The 14,273-nt window shown below is 69.3% G+C and carries 15 protein-coding genes; 9 read left to right on the top strand and 6 right to left on the bottom strand.

The genetic code is table 11. From position 1 onward, the window contains the following. Positions 1-110: 110 nt before the first annotated feature. From recG to ubiA, 6 genes are all read left to right on the top strand, one after another. Positions 111-2,300 (top strand): ATP-dependent DNA helicase RecG, encoded by a 2,190-nt coding sequence (recG, locus tag AC3WXD_RS33170; RefSeq protein ID WP_492325524.1) that lies wholly within the window; start codon positions 111-113, stop codon positions 2,298-2,300. Between the two features lie 161 nt (positions 2,301-2,461). Beyond that, positions 2,462-3,415, top strand: coding sequence for a LysR substrate-binding domain-containing protein (locus AC3WXD_RS33175; RefSeq protein WP_020204146.1), 954 nt, complete (start codon positions 2,462-2,464; stop codon positions 3,413-3,415). Between the two features lie 401 nt (positions 3,416-3,816). Continuing rightward, on the top strand, positions 3,817-5,265 hold the full coding sequence (locus tag AC3WXD_RS33180; RefSeq protein WP_020204147.1) for a catalase: 1,449 nt from the start codon (positions 3,817-3,819) through the stop codon (positions 5,263-5,265). Between the two features lie 71 nt (positions 5,266-5,336). Beyond that, positions 5,337-5,543: a hypothetical protein gene (locus tag AC3WXD_RS33185; protein WP_020204148.1), complete on the top strand. Its 207-nt coding sequence runs from the start codon at positions 5,337-5,339 to the stop codon at positions 5,541-5,543. Between the two features lie 80 nt (positions 5,544-5,623). Then, positions 5,624-6,109 (top strand): Dps family protein, encoded by a 486-nt coding sequence (locus tag AC3WXD_RS33190; protein ID WP_029043847.1) that lies wholly within the window; start codon positions 5,624-5,626, stop codon positions 6,107-6,109. A gap of 240 nt (positions 6,110-6,349) precedes the next feature. Beyond that, a complete protein-coding gene (ubiA, locus tag AC3WXD_RS33195) occupies positions 6,350-7,207 on the top strand; it encodes a 4-hydroxybenzoate octaprenyltransferase (RefSeq protein ID WP_020204150.1) in 858 nt (285 codons plus the stop codon). Positions 7,208-7,327: 120 nt separating this feature from the next. Here ubiA and proC read toward each other — a convergent pair whose 3' ends face one another. Together proC and AC3WXD_RS33205 are read right to left on the bottom strand one after the other, a co-directional pair. Next, positions 7,328-8,152: a pyrroline-5-carboxylate reductase gene (proC, locus tag AC3WXD_RS33200; RefSeq protein WP_492325525.1), complete on the bottom strand. Its 825-nt coding sequence runs from the start codon at positions 8,150-8,152 to the stop codon at positions 7,328-7,330. Between the two features lie 58 nt (positions 8,153-8,210). After that, positions 8,211-8,936, bottom strand: a complete 726-nt coding sequence (locus AC3WXD_RS33205; protein ID WP_492325526.1) for a YggS family pyridoxal phosphate-dependent enzyme — start codon at positions 8,934-8,936, stop codon at positions 8,211-8,213. 62 nt (positions 8,937-8,998) lie between these two features. On the opposite strand from AC3WXD_RS33205, the gene AC3WXD_RS33210 reads away from it, so the two are divergent. From AC3WXD_RS33210 to AC3WXD_RS33220, 3 genes are read left to right on the top strand one after another with little or no spacing between them, the layout of a single operon-like run. Then, positions 8,999-10,042, top strand: coding sequence for a type IV pilus twitching motility protein PilT (locus AC3WXD_RS33210; protein WP_020204153.1), 1,044 nt, complete (start codon positions 8,999-9,001; stop codon positions 10,040-10,042). A gap of 58 nt (positions 10,043-10,100) precedes the next feature. After that, a complete protein-coding gene (locus AC3WXD_RS33215) occupies positions 10,101-11,240 on the top strand; it encodes a PilT/PilU family type 4a pilus ATPase (protein WP_059413529.1) in 1,140 nt (379 codons plus the stop codon). A 38-nt stretch (positions 11,241-11,278) separates the two neighbouring features. Then, on the top strand, positions 11,279-11,770 hold the full coding sequence (locus tag AC3WXD_RS33220) for a glutathione peroxidase (protein WP_492325527.1): 492 nt from the start codon (positions 11,279-11,281) through the stop codon (positions 11,768-11,770). Between the two features lie 24 nt (positions 11,771-11,794). Here AC3WXD_RS33220 and AC3WXD_RS33225 read toward each other — a convergent pair whose 3' ends face one another. The 4 genes from AC3WXD_RS33225 to AC3WXD_RS33240 form a co-directional block, all read right to left on the bottom strand. Next, positions 11,795-12,508, bottom strand: a complete 714-nt coding sequence (locus tag AC3WXD_RS33225) for a helix-turn-helix transcriptional regulator (protein ID WP_020204156.1) — start codon at positions 12,506-12,508, stop codon at positions 11,795-11,797. 73 nt (positions 12,509-12,581) lie between these two features. Then, on the bottom strand, positions 12,582-12,947 hold the full coding sequence (locus AC3WXD_RS33230) for a VOC family protein (RefSeq protein ID WP_020204157.1): 366 nt from the start codon (positions 12,945-12,947) through the stop codon (positions 12,582-12,584). 110 nt (positions 12,948-13,057) lie between these two features. After that, a complete protein-coding gene (locus tag AC3WXD_RS33235; RefSeq protein WP_020204158.1) occupies positions 13,058-13,783 on the bottom strand; it encodes an LrgB family protein in 726 nt (241 codons plus the stop codon). Further along, positions 13,780-14,142, bottom strand: coding sequence for a CidA/LrgA family protein (locus tag AC3WXD_RS33240; protein WP_020423849.1), 363 nt, complete (start codon positions 14,140-14,142; stop codon positions 13,780-13,782). The genes AC3WXD_RS33235 and AC3WXD_RS33240 overlap by 4 nt, the downstream gene beginning before the upstream one ends. Positions 14,143-14,273: the final 131 nt, after the last annotated feature.

Raw genomic sequence — 14,273 nt, forward strand, 5'->3', positions numbered from 1 at the left:
GATATCGCCTATTTGCCGGCCGGTTGCGGCGCCTTGCGCGCCCGACGCCGCCGGCGCCAACCCGGACCGGCCTGCCGCCGCCTTCCTTTCGCCACCCCCAAGCCCGCCCGATGCCAGGAACCGCTCCCGACCCGACCCAGGAAACCACCGACAGCCCCGCGCCCGCCGCGGGCAAGCCGGGGCGGCCGGGCAAGGCCGGGGCGGCCAAGGGCGCGGCCGGCAAGCCGTCCTCGGCGATGGCGCGCCTGCACAAGCTCGGCCTGCGGCGCGACGTCGACCTCGTGCTGCACCTGCCGATGCGCTACGAGGACGAGACCACGCTGCTGCCGATCGCCGAGGCGATCCGGCGCGCCGGGCTGGGCCTGACGGCGCAGGTCGAGGGCGTGGTCACGTCCAACGAGGTCACGTTCCGCCCGCGCCGCCAGATGGTGGTGAAGATCGCCGACGACAGCGGCGAGCTGACGCTGCGCTTCCTCAATTTCTACGGCAACCAGGCCCAGCAGATGGCCGAAGGCGCCAGCCTGCGCGTGCGCGGCGAGGTGCGCGGCGGTTTCTTCGGCGCCGAGATGGTCCATCCCACGGTGCGCGCGGTGGCGCCCGGCGAGGCGCTGCCGGACCGCCTCACGCCGGTCTACCCGAGCACCGCCGGCATCCCGCAGGCCTACCTGCGCAAGGCCATCGGCGGCGCGCTGGGGCGCACGCCGCTGCCCGAGACGCTGCCGCAGCCGGTGTTGCAGGGCCCGCTGGCGCCGCTCAGGCTGCGGCCGCTGCCGGAATGCCTGCGCCTGCTGCACGCGCCGCCGCAGGAGGTGGACGAGCACGCGCTGACTGAGCGCTCGCACCCGGCCTGGCAGCGCATCAAGTTCGACGAGCTGCTGGCCCAGCAGCTTTCGCTCAAGCGCTCGCAGGCCGCGCGCCGCGACAAGAGCGCGCCGCCCATGCCGCGCCGCGCCGGCGGCCTGCTCGGCGCCTTCCTCGACGCGCTGCCGTTCCGGCTCACCGGCGCGCAGCAGCGCGTGGTGGAGGAGATCGCCGCCGACATGGGCGCGCCGCACCCGATGCACCGCCTGCTGCAGGGCGACGTCGGCAGCGGCAAGACCATCGTCGCCGCGCTGGCCGCCTGCCAGGCCATCGACGCCGGCTACCAGGCCGCGCTGATGGCGCCCACCGAGATCCTGGCCGAGCAGCACTTCCGCAAGCTCTCGGCGTGGCTGGAGCCGCTCGGCGTGACGGTGGTGTGGCTGGCCGGCAGCCTCAAGGCGCGCGCCAAGCGCGAGGCCGCGGCGCGGGTGGAGTCGGGCGAGGCCCGGCTGGTCATCGGCACCCACGCGCTGATCCAGGACAGCGTGAAGTTCGCGCGGCTGGGCCTGTCGGTGGTGGACGAGCAGCACCGCTTCGGCGTGGCCCAGCGCCTGGCGCTGCGCGGCAAGGCCGAGGCGGACGCCGGCGAGGTCGCGCCGGCCGCGCGCGCCGAGACCGTGCCGCACCAGTTGATGATGTCGGCCACGCCGATCCCGCGCACGCTGGCCATGACCTACTACGCCGATCTCGACGTCTCCGTGATTGACGAGCTGCCGCCCGGGCGCAGCCCGGTGGTCACGCGCCTGGTCAACGACGCGCGCCGCGACGAGGTGATCGAGCGCGTGCACCACGCCGCCGCCGACGGCCGCCAGATCTACTGGGTCTGCCCGCTGATCGAGGAAAGCGAGGCGCTGCAGCTGCAGACCGCGGTGGAAACCTACGAAACCCTGGTGGCGGCGCTGCCCGAGCTCAAGGTGGGCCTCGTGCACGGCCGCCTGCCGCCGGCCGAGAAGGCCGCGGTGATGGGCGACTTCATCGCCAACCGCCTGCAGGTGCTGGTCGCCACCACGGTGATCGAGGTCGGCGTGGACGTGCCCAACGCCTCGCTGATGGTGATCGAGCATGCCGAGCGCTTCGGCCTGGCCCAGCTGCACCAGCTGCGCGGCCGGGTCGGGCGCGGCAGCGCCGAGTCGGTCTGCCTGCTGATGTACCAGGCGCCGCTGTCGCCCACCGCGAAGGAGCGCCTGGCCACCATGCGCGAGACCACCGACGGCTTCGAGATCGCCCGGCGCGACCTGCAGATCCGCGGCCCCGGCGAATTCCTCGGCGCGCGCCAGTCCGGCGAGGCGATGCTGCGCTTCGCCGACCTGGAAACCGACGCCTGGCTGGTCGACTACGCCCAGGAAGCCGCCGAGCTGATGCTGGCGCATTACCCCGAGGCGGTGGACGCGCACCTGCTGCGCTGGCTCGGCGGGCGCGAGCATTTCCTCAAGGCCTGACCCCGGGGACCGGGGCGTCCGGCGGCACCGAAGACGCCCAATGGTCACATATGACGGCAGTGAGACAGCCATGAAGCACCGCATGCGCCGCATCGACGGCGACCTCTGACAGAACCGTGATTCGAAGGTAAAATCTATCGCATAACGGGAATTGATAAGTCATGACGCTCACCGAACTCAAGTACATCGTCGCCGTGGCGCGCGAGCGCCATTTCGGCCGGGCCGCCGAAGCCTGCTTCGTGTCGCAGCCGACCCTGTCGGTTGCCATCAAGAAGCTGGAAGACGAGCTCAATGTGCAGATTTTCGAGCGCGGCACCTCCGAGGTGTCGGTGACGCCGATCGGCGAGCAGATCGTGGCGCAGGCCCAGCGCGTGCTGGAGCAGACGATGGCCATCCGCGAGATCGCCAAGCAGGGCAAGGATCCGCTGGCCGGGCCGCTGCGCCTGGGGGTGATCTACACCATCGGGCCCTACCTGCTGCCCTCGCTGGTCAAGGAGATGATCCAGACCGTGCCGCAGATGCCGCTGATGCTGCAGGAGAACTACACGGTCAAGCTGATCGAGCTGCTCAAGCAGGGCGAGATCGACTGCGCCATCATGGCCGAGCCGTTCGCCGACTCCGGCCTCACGGTGCAGCCGCTCTACGACGAGCCCTTCGTGGTGGCGGTGCCGCGCGGCCACCAGCTCGAGAAGGCCAGCCACGTCGATCCCGACGAGCTCAAGCAGCAGACCATGCTGCTGCTGGGCAGCGGCCACTGCTTCCGCGACCAGGTGCTGGGCGTGTGCCCGGAACTGTCGCGCTTCTCGCAGGCCGCCGACGGCATCCAGAAGACCTTCGAGGGCTCCTCGCTGGAAACCATCCGCCACATGGTGGCCAGCGGCGTCGGCATCACGGTGCTGCCGCGCACCTCGGTGCCCGATCTCAAGCCGAACAAGAACGACCTGCTGGCCTACGTGCCGTTCACCGACCCGGTGCCCGACCGGCGCGTGGTGCTGGCCTGGCGCAAGAGCTTCACCCGCCTGCCGGCGATGGAAGCGCTGCGCCGCGCGGTGGCCGCGTGCGACCTGCCCGGCGTGAGCAAGCTGGCCGCCAAGGAACTGGCCGAGGCCGCCTGAGCGGGGCCCCGCGTTGCCTGTTCCGGGACGGGCTTCCCGCCCGTCCCGCCGCGCTCTCCCGTCCCCCGTTTTCCGCCGATTTTTTGCTGATTTTTCGCCGATTCCGCGGCTCCGCCCGGAGGACATAGGTGACGTCTATTTCATAGTTAGAAATTATTGAATTTCAAATTTAATAGATTGTCCGTAGACTGCCTCCATCGACACATTGCGTGCCGATCATCCAGGGGAGCCACAGATGAACAGCATCGAATTCACCGACCGGGGCAACCTCCTGCGCACGCTGGCGGGCGCGGTGGCCGATTGCCTTGCCTGTTACGCCCGGGTGTACTGAAATTACCCGGCGGCTTGCCAAACCGGTTCCCCCAGCCAGAACTTCCCGATCACCCACAAAAGAGGTCATGATGAGCAAGGACAAGGACATTCTCACCACCGGCGCGGGCGCGCCGGTCGCCGACAACCAGAATTCCCAGACCGCCGGCCCGCGCGGCCCCATGCTGCTGCAGGACGTGTGGTTCCTCGAAAAGCTCGCTCACTTCGACCGCGAGGTGATTCCCGAGCGGCGCGTGCACGCCAAGGGCTCCGGCGCCCACGGCACCTTCACCGTCACGCATGACATCAGCAAGTACAGCAAGGCCTCGGTGTTCGGCCAGGTCGGCAAGCAGACGCCGATCTTCATGCGCTTCTCCACCGTGGCCGGCGAGCGCGGCGCGGCCGATGCCGAGCGCGACGTGCGCGGCTTCTCGATCAAGTTCTACACCGACGAAGGCAACTGGGACGTGGTCGGCAACAACACGCCGGTGTTCTTCGTGCGCGACCCGCTCAAGTTCCCCGACTTCATCCACACCCAGAAGCGCAACCCGCGCACCAACCTGCGCGACGCCGTCGCCGTGTGGGATTTCTGGTCGCGCCATCCCGAATCGCTGCACCAGGTCACCATCCTGATGAGCGACCGCGGCCTGCCGCAGAACTACCGCCAGATCCACGGCTTCGGCTCGCACACGTATTCGCTCATCAACGCGGCCAACGAGCGCTTCTGGGTCAAGTTCCACTTCAAGTCGGCGCAGGGCATCGCCAACTGGACCAACGAGGAAGCCGCCAAGGTGGTGGCAGGCGACCGCGAGAGCGCCCAGCGCGACCTGTTCGAGAACATCGAGAAAGGCAACTTCCCGCGCTGGAACGTGCGCGTGCAGATCATGCCCGAGGCCGAGGCGGCCAGGTACCACATCAACCCGTTCGACCTCACCAAGGTGTGGCCGCACAAGGACTACCCGCTGATCGACGTGGGCGTGCTGGAGCTCAACCGCAACCCGGACAACTACTTCGCCGAGGTCGAGCAGGTGGCGATGAACCCGGCCAACGTGGTGCCCGGCATCGGCTTCTCGCCCGACAAGATGCTGCAGGGCCGGCTGTTCTCGTATGGCGACACGCAGCGCTACCGCCTGGGCGTGAACCACAACCAGATCCCGGTGAACGCGCCCAAGGTGCCGGTGCCCAACAGCTACCACCGCGACGGCGCGATGCGGGTGGACGGCAACCAGGGCGGCAAGCTGAACTACGAGCCCAACCGCCTGGGCGCCTACGCCGCCAGCGAGCGCGCCGCGGAACCGCCGCTGGCGCTGGACGGGCAGGCCGCCGACCACTGGGACCACCGCGTCGACGGCGACTACTACAGCCAGCCCGGCGCGCTGTTCCGCCTGTTCGACGAGGCGCAGCGCCAGCGCCTGTACGCGAACATCGCGGCGGCCATGCAGGGCGTGCCCGAAGACATCGTGCGCGTGCAGATCGAGCATTTCACCAAGGCCGACCCGGCCTACGGCGAGGGCGTCAAGCGCGCGCTCAACCTGAAGTAACCGAAGTCATACCCCGGCCCGGCCGGCGCCCCGGGGGGCGCCGGCCGGACGGCAACGCAAGGAGAACCATCATGGCCATGATCGACCTGTTCGTCAGCGAGTTGCAGCAACTGCGCCACGACGCGCACGACCGCGCCGGCCATGCCGATGCGGCGCGCCTGCAGCGCAAGCTGTGGCGCAAGGAAATCGGCATGGCGGTGATCGCGCTGGGCGCCGCCGCGATGTTCCTGGACGCCGCGCGGACTTTCACCGGCGGTTTGTCCGTCTTCGGTGGGTGATGCCATAATGTGCGGGTTGTGCCGCGTCCGAGTCGCGCGGCAGTTTTCGTGGCCACCCCCAGATCTGGAGCGTACCTATCATGGCAAAGAAAAATGAGATGAGCGTCAACATCGGTATTTCCGACAAAGAACGCAAGAAGATCGCAGAAGGTCTCTCGAAGCTGCTGGCGGATACCTACACGCTCTATCTCAAGACCCACAACTTCCACTGGAACGTCACGGGTCCGATGTTCAACACGCTGCACCTGATGTTCGAGACCCAGTACAACGAGCTGGCGCTGGCGGTGGACTCCATCGCCGAGCGCATCCGCGCGCTGGGCTACCCGGCGCCGGGCACCTACAAGGAATACGCCCGCCTGTCGTCGATCGCCGAGGAAGAGGGCGTGCCCGAAGCCACCGAGATGATCCGCAAGCTGGTCGAAGGCCAGGAAGCCGTGGTGCGCACCGCGCGCTCGCTGTTCCCGGTGATCGACGCCGCCGGCGACGAACCCTCGGCCGACCTGCTGACCCAGCGCATGCAGACGCACGAAAAGACCGCGTGGATGCTGCGCTCGATGCTGGCCTGAGTTGCCGGTCGGCGCCGGCCGGCGCCGCTGACGGGGGCGCCGGAAGGCCGGCCGCCCCTTCGCCGACTGCCGGCGAGCGTCAATCGCGTGTCACGCGCCTGTCATCCGGGCGCGTTCCCCGCGCCGCCTGACCGCCTGACCATCAGCCGCCTCGCGCGCCGCGCCTCGACCGGGCCGCGGCGCGTTTTTCGTTCAACGTCCCAGCTTTTCCGTCCGCCCTCCGCATCGCGGACCCCTGCCATGCTCGAACGCCTCGCCCTGTACGCGCGCCTGGTGCGCATCGACAAGCCCATCGGCACGCTGCTGCTGCTGTGGCCCACGCTGTGGGCGCTGTGGATGGCCGCAGGCGGGCCGCCCGCCTGGGGCCTGTTCTGGATCTTCTTCGCCGGCACCTTCCTGATGCGCTCGGCCGGCTGCGCCATGAACGACTGGGCCGACCGCGACTTCGACAAGCACGTCAAGCGCACGAAGGAACGCCCGCTCACGGCCGGCAAGATCGCCGCGTGGGAAGCCATCGCGGTGGCGGCGGTGCTGGCGCTGCTGGCCTTCGTGCTGATCCTGCCGCTCAACGCGCTGACCAAATGGCTGGCGGTGGCGGCGGCCATCATCGCGGCCACCTATCCGTTCTTCAAGCGCTTCTTCGCCATTCCGCAGGCCTATCTCGGCATCGCCTTCGGCTTCGGCATCCCGATGGCCTTCGCCGCCGTGCGCGGCGAGGTGCCCGCGGTGGCGTGGATCATGCTGCTGGCCAACGTGTTCTGGGCGGTGGCCTACGACACCGCCTACGCGATGGTCGACCGCGACGACGACCTGCTGATCGGCATGAAGACCTCGGCCATCACCTTCGGCCGCTTCGACGTGGCGGCCATCATGCTGTGCTACGCCGCCTTCCTCGGCCTGATGGCGTGGGCCGGCGCCCGGCTCGGACTGGGCTGGCCCTACTGGGCCGGGCTGGCGGCCGCGGCCGTCTGCGTGGCCTATCACTACACGCTGATCCGCGGCCGCGACCGCATGCAATGCTTCGCCGCGTTCCGCCACAACAACTGGCTCGGCGCGTTCGTGTTCGCGGGGACGGCGGCGGCCTACGCGCTGCGCTGATTCCTGGGGAGGACACCTTGCCTGGGCCCGCCCGCACGGTGTCGGCCCATCCGCCGGCTTCGGCTGGTGCCCCGGAATCGCGGGTTTGCGCCGCGTCTTCCTGCGCTTTGCTTTCCCGGCTCAGTCCTTGCCGAATTCCGCGCCCATCTCCGCCGCGCGCGCGGCGGCCGCGTGCATGGCTTTCACGAAAGCGTCACCGATGCCCGAGGCCTGCATCGACATCAGCGCCGCGTAAGTGGTGCCGCCCTTCGACGTCACGCGCTCGCGCAGCACGCTGACCGGCTCCGCCGACTGCGCGGCCAGCGCGGCGGCGCCGCGGAAGGTCTCCACCGCCAGCGCGCGTCCCTGCGCGGCGCTCAGGCCGAGTTCGGCGGCGGCCTTTTCCATCGCCTCGACAAAGTAGAAGACATAGGCCGGGCCGCTGCCGGAGATCGCGGTGACGGCGTCGATCTGCGCGTCGCCTTCCACCCATTCGCACTTGCCGACCGCTTCGGCCAGCGCGCCGGCGATCGCGCGGTCGCGCTCGCCGAGGCCGGGCGCGGCGGCCAGGCCCGTCATGCCGATGCCGGCCAGCGCCGGGGTGTTGGGCATGGCGCGCACCAGGCGCGCGTGGCCGCCGAACCAGCGCTGCATGTCGGACAGGCGGATGCCGGCGGCCACGCTGACGATCAGGTTGTCGGCGAGATACGGCGCCAGCGACGCGGCGGCGTCGCGGAACTGCTGCGGCTTGACCGCCAGCACCAGCACGTCGCTGGCGCCGAAGGCGGCGTCGGGCGCGGCGGCGGCATGCACGCCGTGGTCGCGCCGCAGGCGCGCCCGGGCGTCCTCGAACGGGTCGACCACGCGGATCGAGGTGGCGGGCACGCCGCGGGCGATCAGGCCGCCGATCAGGGCGGTGGCCATGTTGCCGCCGCCGAGGAAGCCGAAGGTGAGGGTGTCGAGCATCGCTTGTCTTTGTCTCTGGCTGGAATTCGGAAAGGGGCCGCCGGCGGGCGGGTGGCAATCAGCCGTGCGTGGCGCTGGCCTGGGGCGCGCGGCCGTGGTCGCGGCCGCCGAAGATCGCGGTGCCGATGCGCACCAGGGTGGCGCCTTCGGCGATGGCGGCCTCCATGTCCGCGGACATGCCCATCGACAGCGTGTCCACGTCCAGGCCCTGCGCGCGCAGGGTTTCGAGCAGCGCGCGCATGGCCGCGAACGGCCGGCGCTGCGCGGCGGCATCGGCGGCCGGCTCGGGAATCGCCATCAGCCCGCGCAGCCGCAGCCCGGGCAGCGCCGCCACGGCGCGCGCCAGCGCGGGCACTTCCGCCGGGGCCACGCCGCTCTTGCTGGCTTCGCCGCTGATATTGACCTGGAGGCAGACCTGCAGCGGCGGCAGTCCCGCCGGGCGCTGCGCCGACAGCCGCTCGGCGATGCGCAGGCGGTCCACCGCGTGGACCCAGTCGAAGCGCTCGGCCACCACGCGCGTCTTGTTGCTTTGCAGGGGGCCGATGAAATGCCAGCTGATGGCATCGCGCAGGTCGGCCAGTTGCCCGATCTTGTCGGCGCCTTCCTGCACGTAGTTTTCGCCGAAGGCGCGCTGGCCGGCGTCGAAGGCGGCCCGCACGGCATCCGCCGGGAAGGTCTTGGAAACCGCCAGCAGGGTGACGTCGGCGGCCACCCGTCCGGCCTGTTGTGCGGCTGCCGCGATGCGCCGGTGCACGGCTTGCAAGTTGGCGGCGATTACAGACATAATCCGGCGAACATATCAAGAAGTACAACAAAGTACGACAAAAAAGGGTGGGGTCATTATAGATGGACATCGCGCAGCTATTGGCTTTCGCCGTCAAGAACAAGGCGTCCGATCTTCATCTGTCCGCGGACATGCCGCCGATGGTCCGCATCCACGGCGACATGCGCCGCATCAACGTGGCCGCGATGGCGCACAAGGACGTCCACGCCATGGTGTACGACATCATGAGCGACACCCAGCGCAAACAGTATGAAGAACGCCTGGAGATCGACTTCTCGTTCGAGATCGCCGGGCTTTCGCGCTTCCGCGTCAACGCATTCAACACGCAGCGCGGCGCGGCCGCGGTGTTCCGGACCATTCCCTCCAAGGTGCTGACGCTGGAAGACCTGCGCGCGCCGGCGGTGTTCGCCGACCTGTGCATGAAGCCGCGCGGCCTGGTGCTGGTGACGGGGCCCACCGGCTCGGGCAAGTCGACCACGCTGGCGGCGATGGTGGACCACCGCAACGACCACGACATGGGCCACATCCTGACCGTGGAAGACCCGATCGAGTTCGTGCATACCTCGAAGAAGAGCCTGATCAACCAGCGCGAGCTGGGGCCGCACACGCATTCGTTCGCCAACGCGCTGCGCTCGGCGCTGCGCGAGGACCCGGACGTGGTGCTGGTGGGCGAGCTGCGCGACCTGGAAACCATCCGCCTGGCGCTGACCGCCGCGGAAACCGGCCACCTGGTGTTCGCCACGCTGCACACCAGCTCGGCGGCCAAGACCATCGACCGGATCGTCGACGTGTTCCCGCCCGAGGAAAAGGACATGGTGCGCACCATGCTGTCCGAATCGCTCGAGGCGGTGATCTCGCAGACGCTGCTCAAGACGCGCGACGGCAACGGCCGCACCGCGGCGCATGAGATCATGATCGCCACGCCGGCCATCCGCCACCTGATCCGCGAGAACAAGATCGCGCAGATGTACTCGATGATGCAGACCAGCAGCGGCATGGGCATGCAGACGCTGGACCAGTGCCTGTCGGACCTGATCAAGCGCGGGCTGATCGGCTACACCGACGCGCGCGCCATCGCCAAGAACCCCGACTCCTTCACGGGCTGAGGCGCGGCCGCGCCGCCGATCCCACACCCGACCGCCGTACCCGAAACAGGTAACTGCCATGCTGGACCGCGAATCCGCCGCCAAGTACATCAACGACCTGCTCGAGCTGATGGTGAACAACCGCGGCTCGGACCTGTTCATCACCGCCGAATTCCCGCCCGCGATCAAGGTCGACGGCAAGATCACGCCGGTCTCGCAGCAGCCGCTGATTCCGGCGCAGGCGCTCGACCTGGTGCATTCCATCATGAACGAGCGCCAGATCGCGGAGTTCGACCACAGCCACGAATGCAACTTCGCGATCTCGGTGCAGGGCGCCGGGCGCTTCCGCGTCTCCGCCTTCATCCAGCAGGGCAAGGCCGGCATGGTGGTGCGGACCATCAACACGCGCATCCCGTCGGTCGACGAGCTCGACCTGCCGCCGACGCTGCACGACATCGTGATGGCCAAGCGCGGCCTGGTGATCGTCACCGGCGCCACCGGCTCGGGCAAGTCCACCTCGCTGGCGGCCATGCTCGACCACCGCAACGCGCATTCCTACGGGCACATCATCACCATCGAGGACCCGATCGAATACGTGCACGCGCACCAGAACTGCATCGTCACGCAGCGCGAGGTGGGCATCGACACCGAGTCCTGGCACATCGCGCTGAAGAACACGCTGCGCCAGGCGCCCGACGTGATCCTGATCGGCGAAATCCGCGACCGCGAGACCATGGAATACGCGATGCAGTACGCCGAGACCGGCCACCTGTGCCTGGCCACGCTGCACGCCAACAACGCCAACCAGGCCATCGACCGCATCGTCAACTTCTTCCCCGAGGAAAAGCGCCAGCAACTGCTGATCGACCTGTCGCTCAACCTCAAGGCGATGATTTCGCAGCGGCTGCTGCCGCGCAAGGGGCAGAAGGGCCGCGTGCCGGCGGTGGAGATCATGATCGGCACGCCGCTGGTGGCCGACCTGATCTTCAAGGGCGAGATCCACGCGCTCAAGGAAGTCATCAAGAAATCGCGCGAGCAGGGCATGGTGTCGTTCGACCAGGCGCTGTTCGACCTCTACGAGTCCGGCAAGATCAGCTATGAAGACGCGCTGAAGAACGCCGACTCGCTCAACGACCTGCGCCTGATGATCAAGCTGCATGGTTCGCGCGACCGCGAGAGCGATCTCGGCGCCGGCACCGAGCACCTCAACGTCATCTGAAGCCGGCGCGCCGCGCGGGCCAACCAAGGAGTGCCGCCATGAGCAACGTCTACCAGTTCGAAGCCAGTTCGCTTGCCGGCGAGCCGGTGCCGCTGTCGCGCTTCGCGGGCAAGGTGCTGCTGGTCGTCAACACCGCCAGCGAATGCGGCTTCACGCCGCAGTACGCGGGCCTGCAGGCGCTGCAGGAGCAATACGGCGCGGGCGGCCTGGAAGTGCTGGGTTTCCCGTGCAACCAGTTCGGCAAGCAGGAGCCTGGCGACGCCGCGCAGATCGGCCAGTTCTGCGAGGCGCGCTTCCACGTCACCTTCCCGATGTTCGCCAAGATCGACGTCAACGGCGCCAACGCGCATCCGCTGTACCGCTGGCTGACCTCGGAGAAGCCCGGCGTGCTGGGCATCGAGGCGATCAAGTGGAATTTCACCAAGTTCCTGCTGCGCCGCGACGGCACGGTGTTCAAGCGCTACGCGCCGACCACCAAGCCCGAGGACATCAAGGCCGACATCGAGACGCTGCTGGCCGAGCCGGCGTAAGCCGCATCGCCGGCGCCATCGACGCTACGCGCGCGCGGGGTTGTCGCCGCCCGCGCCGCTGGCCTGCACCGCGCGCAGGAAGCCGTTGAGCGAGCGGTCCGGCGTTTCGTGGAAGCGGTCGTCGAGCATGATGATGCTGCGGCAGCGGTCCAGGCGGAAGCTGCGGTAGTCGGTGCGCGTGGTGCACCACGCCGCCAGCAGCCAGTTGTTGCCCCAGAAGAACAGGCCGAGCGGCTGCACCACGCGGTCGGTGGCGCGCTGCTGCGCGTCGGTATAGTCCAGGCGCAGCAGGCGCTGGGCGTTCATGGCGCCGTGCACCACGTCGAAGGCGTCGCGCACCTGGGGATGGTTGACGAACTCGGGCGCGAACACGCGGCTTTGCTGCGCCGCGAGGCGCCGCGCCGGCGGCAGCGCGGCCACCAGCTTCTCCAGCGCGGGATCGGCCGCGGCGGCCAGCGCGCCGCCGCCCCAGGCCTTGAGCAGGCGCAGCCCGGCCACCAGTGCCTCGACTTCCAGGGCGGTGAACATCAGCGGGGGAACGTCGTAGTCCGCGCGCAGCCGGTAGCCGATGCCCGCCTCGCCCTCGACCGGCACGCCCGACAGCGACAGCGCCTGGATGTCCCGGTACACCGTGCGCTCGGACACGCCGAGCCGCTGCGCCAGCAGCGCCGCCGTGGTCAGGCGGCGCCCGCGCAGCACCTGGACGATCTGGAAAAGGCGGTCGGCGCGGCGGCTCATCGGGCTCGGTTCATGTCTCGGGCGGAAAGGTTGGCACTGGTGTGTCTGTTGGCGGCGCTTCCGGCCGGCCTGTTCAGCCGGCCAGCGGCTGGTGCAGGCCGATGCGGTTGCCTTCGGTATCGATGATATGCGCGATGTGGCCGATGTCGCCAGGCAGCTGCAGCGGGCCGAACACGGTCTTGCCGCCCGCGGCCTGCGCGCGCGCCAGCAGCGCCACCAGCCCCGGCGCGTGCAGGTAGGGCACGCAGCCGTCGGCCGAGGGCCGGAAGGACTCGCCCGCCACCAGCGCGCCGCCGGGCTCCATGTTGTCGAATATCGCCATGTCCATCTGCTCCATCATTTCGCGCTTGAGACGGGTCTGGAATACCTGCTCGTAGAAACGGATGGCGCGCGGCATGTCGGCGACGGGGATTTCAAGCCAGTTGATCAGTCCACTCATGATGACCTCCTTGCGGTCGGGTTGGAGAGGCCGATCATGCGCGGGGGCTCCTGACAACGTGCTGTCAGCAGCGATTTGTGCGGCTGCCGCCGCCCTGTGCGCGACCGCGCTCAGCGCGGCATCCACGCCGCCAGCACCGGCACCATCACCGCCGTCAGCACGCCGTTCAGGCCCATGCCGAGCGCGGCGAAGGCGCCCGCTTCCTGGTTGACCTGGAACGCGCGCGCGGTGCCGATGCCGTGCGCCGCCAGCCCGGTGGCGAAGCCGCGCACGGTGTAGTCGGTGATGCGCAGCAGGTTCAGCAGCCGCGTCGCGCTGACCGCGCCGATGATGCCGGTCAGCATCACCAGCACCGCGGTGAGCGAGGGCAGCCCGCCGATCTTCTCGGCCACGCCCATCGCGATCGGGATGGTGACCGACTTGGGCGCGAGCGAGCGGATCGTCTCCGGCGACGCGCCCAGCAGCCAGGCGATGCCCACCGCCGAGACCACCGCCACCAGCGAGCCCGCCAGCAGCCCGCCCAGCAGCGGCAGCACGTGGCGGCGCAGCTTGGGCAGCTGCAGATAGAGCGGCACCGCCAGCGCCACCGTGGCCGGCCCGAGCAGGAAGTGCACGAACTGCGCGCCGTCGAAGTAGGTCTTGTACGGCGTGCCGGTCACGGTCAGCAGCGTGACCAGGATCGCCACCGCGATCATCACCGGGTTGGCCAGCGGCGAGAAGCGCGCGCGCTCGTAGATGCGGAACGCGAACACGTAGGCCAGCAGCGTGGCGGTCAGGCCCAGCAGCGGGCTGGCCGCCAGGTAGACCCAGATCTCGTTGAGGCGCGGCGTCATCATGCGCGCTCTCCGTTGCCGCCGTGCGCGCGGCGCATCAGCGCGCGCGCCACCAGCGCGGTGGTGGCGATGGCCAGCCAGGTCGACAGCACCAGCGCCACCACGATCGGCAGCCACTCGCCGCCGATGCGGTGCGCATGCACCATGATGCCGACGCCGGCCGGCACGAACAGCAGCGACAGGTGCTTGAGCAGCTCGGAGGTGGTGCCCTGGATCACCGGCAGGATGCGGTCGTCGATGGCGAGCCAGCAGAACAGCAGAATCATGCCGATCACCGGGCCGGGCACGGGCAGGCTCAGGGCATAGCTGAGGGCTTCCCCGACGGACTGGAAGACGAGGAGGATGGCGAAGGTCTGGAGCATGGCGAAGGGCACGCCGGAGCGTGCGGATCTGGGGCAGCCGCATGGTAACCCGGCGCGGGGGGGGGGGGGGGGGGGGGGGGGGGGGGGGGGGGGGGAGGGGGGGGGGGGGGGGGGGGGGGGGGGGGGGGGGG

Source organism: Cupriavidus sp. FW216-B1 (genome assembly GCF_058789195.1).

What these genes read in the sequence shown, in the direction of transcription:
- recG (WP_492325524.1), top strand. Translation starts at nt 111, where the DNA reads ATGCCAGGAACCGCTCCCGACCCGACCCAGGAAACCACCGACAGCCCC.
- AC3WXD_RS33175 (WP_020204146.1), top strand. Translation starts at nt 2,462, where the DNA reads ATGACGCTCACCGAACTCAAGTACATCGTCGCCGTGGCGCGCGAGCGC.
- AC3WXD_RS33180 (WP_020204147.1), top strand. Translation starts at nt 3,817, where the DNA reads ATGAGCAAGGACAAGGACATTCTCACCACCGGCGCGGGCGCGCCGGTC.
- AC3WXD_RS33185 (WP_020204148.1), top strand. Translation starts at nt 5,337, where the DNA reads ATGGCCATGATCGACCTGTTCGTCAGCGAGTTGCAGCAACTGCGCCAC.
- AC3WXD_RS33190 (WP_029043847.1), top strand. Translation starts at nt 5,624, where the DNA reads ATGGCAAAGAAAAATGAGATGAGCGTCAACATCGGTATTTCCGACAAA.
- ubiA (WP_020204150.1), top strand. Translation starts at nt 6,350, where the DNA reads ATGCTCGAACGCCTCGCCCTGTACGCGCGCCTGGTGCGCATCGACAAG.
- proC (WP_492325525.1), bottom strand. Translation starts at nt 8,152, where the DNA reads ATGCTCGACACCCTCACCTTCGGCTTCCTCGGCGGCGGCAACATGGCC.
- AC3WXD_RS33205 (WP_492325526.1), bottom strand. Translation starts at nt 8,936, where the DNA reads ATGTCTGTAATCGCCGCCAACTTGCAAGCCGTGCACCGGCGCATCGCG.
- AC3WXD_RS33210 (WP_020204153.1), top strand. Translation starts at nt 8,999, where the DNA reads ATGGACATCGCGCAGCTATTGGCTTTCGCCGTCAAGAACAAGGCGTCC.
- AC3WXD_RS33215 (WP_059413529.1), top strand. Translation starts at nt 10,101, where the DNA reads ATGCTGGACCGCGAATCCGCCGCCAAGTACATCAACGACCTGCTCGAG.
- AC3WXD_RS33220 (WP_492325527.1), top strand. Translation starts at nt 11,279, where the DNA reads ATGAGCAACGTCTACCAGTTCGAAGCCAGTTCGCTTGCCGGCGAGCCG.
- AC3WXD_RS33225 (WP_020204156.1), bottom strand. Translation starts at nt 12,508, where the DNA reads ATGAGCCGCCGCGCCGACCGCCTTTTCCAGATCGTCCAGGTGCTGCGC.
- AC3WXD_RS33230 (WP_020204157.1), bottom strand. Translation starts at nt 12,947, where the DNA reads ATGAGTGGACTGATCAACTGGCTTGAAATCCCCGTCGCCGACATGCCG.
- AC3WXD_RS33235 (WP_020204158.1), bottom strand. Translation starts at nt 13,783, where the DNA reads ATGATGACGCCGCGCCTCAACGAGATCTGGGTCTACCTGGCGGCCAGC.
- AC3WXD_RS33240 (WP_020423849.1), bottom strand. Translation starts at nt 14,142, where the DNA reads ATGCTCCAGACCTTCGCCATCCTCCTCGTCTTCCAGTCCGTCGGGGAA.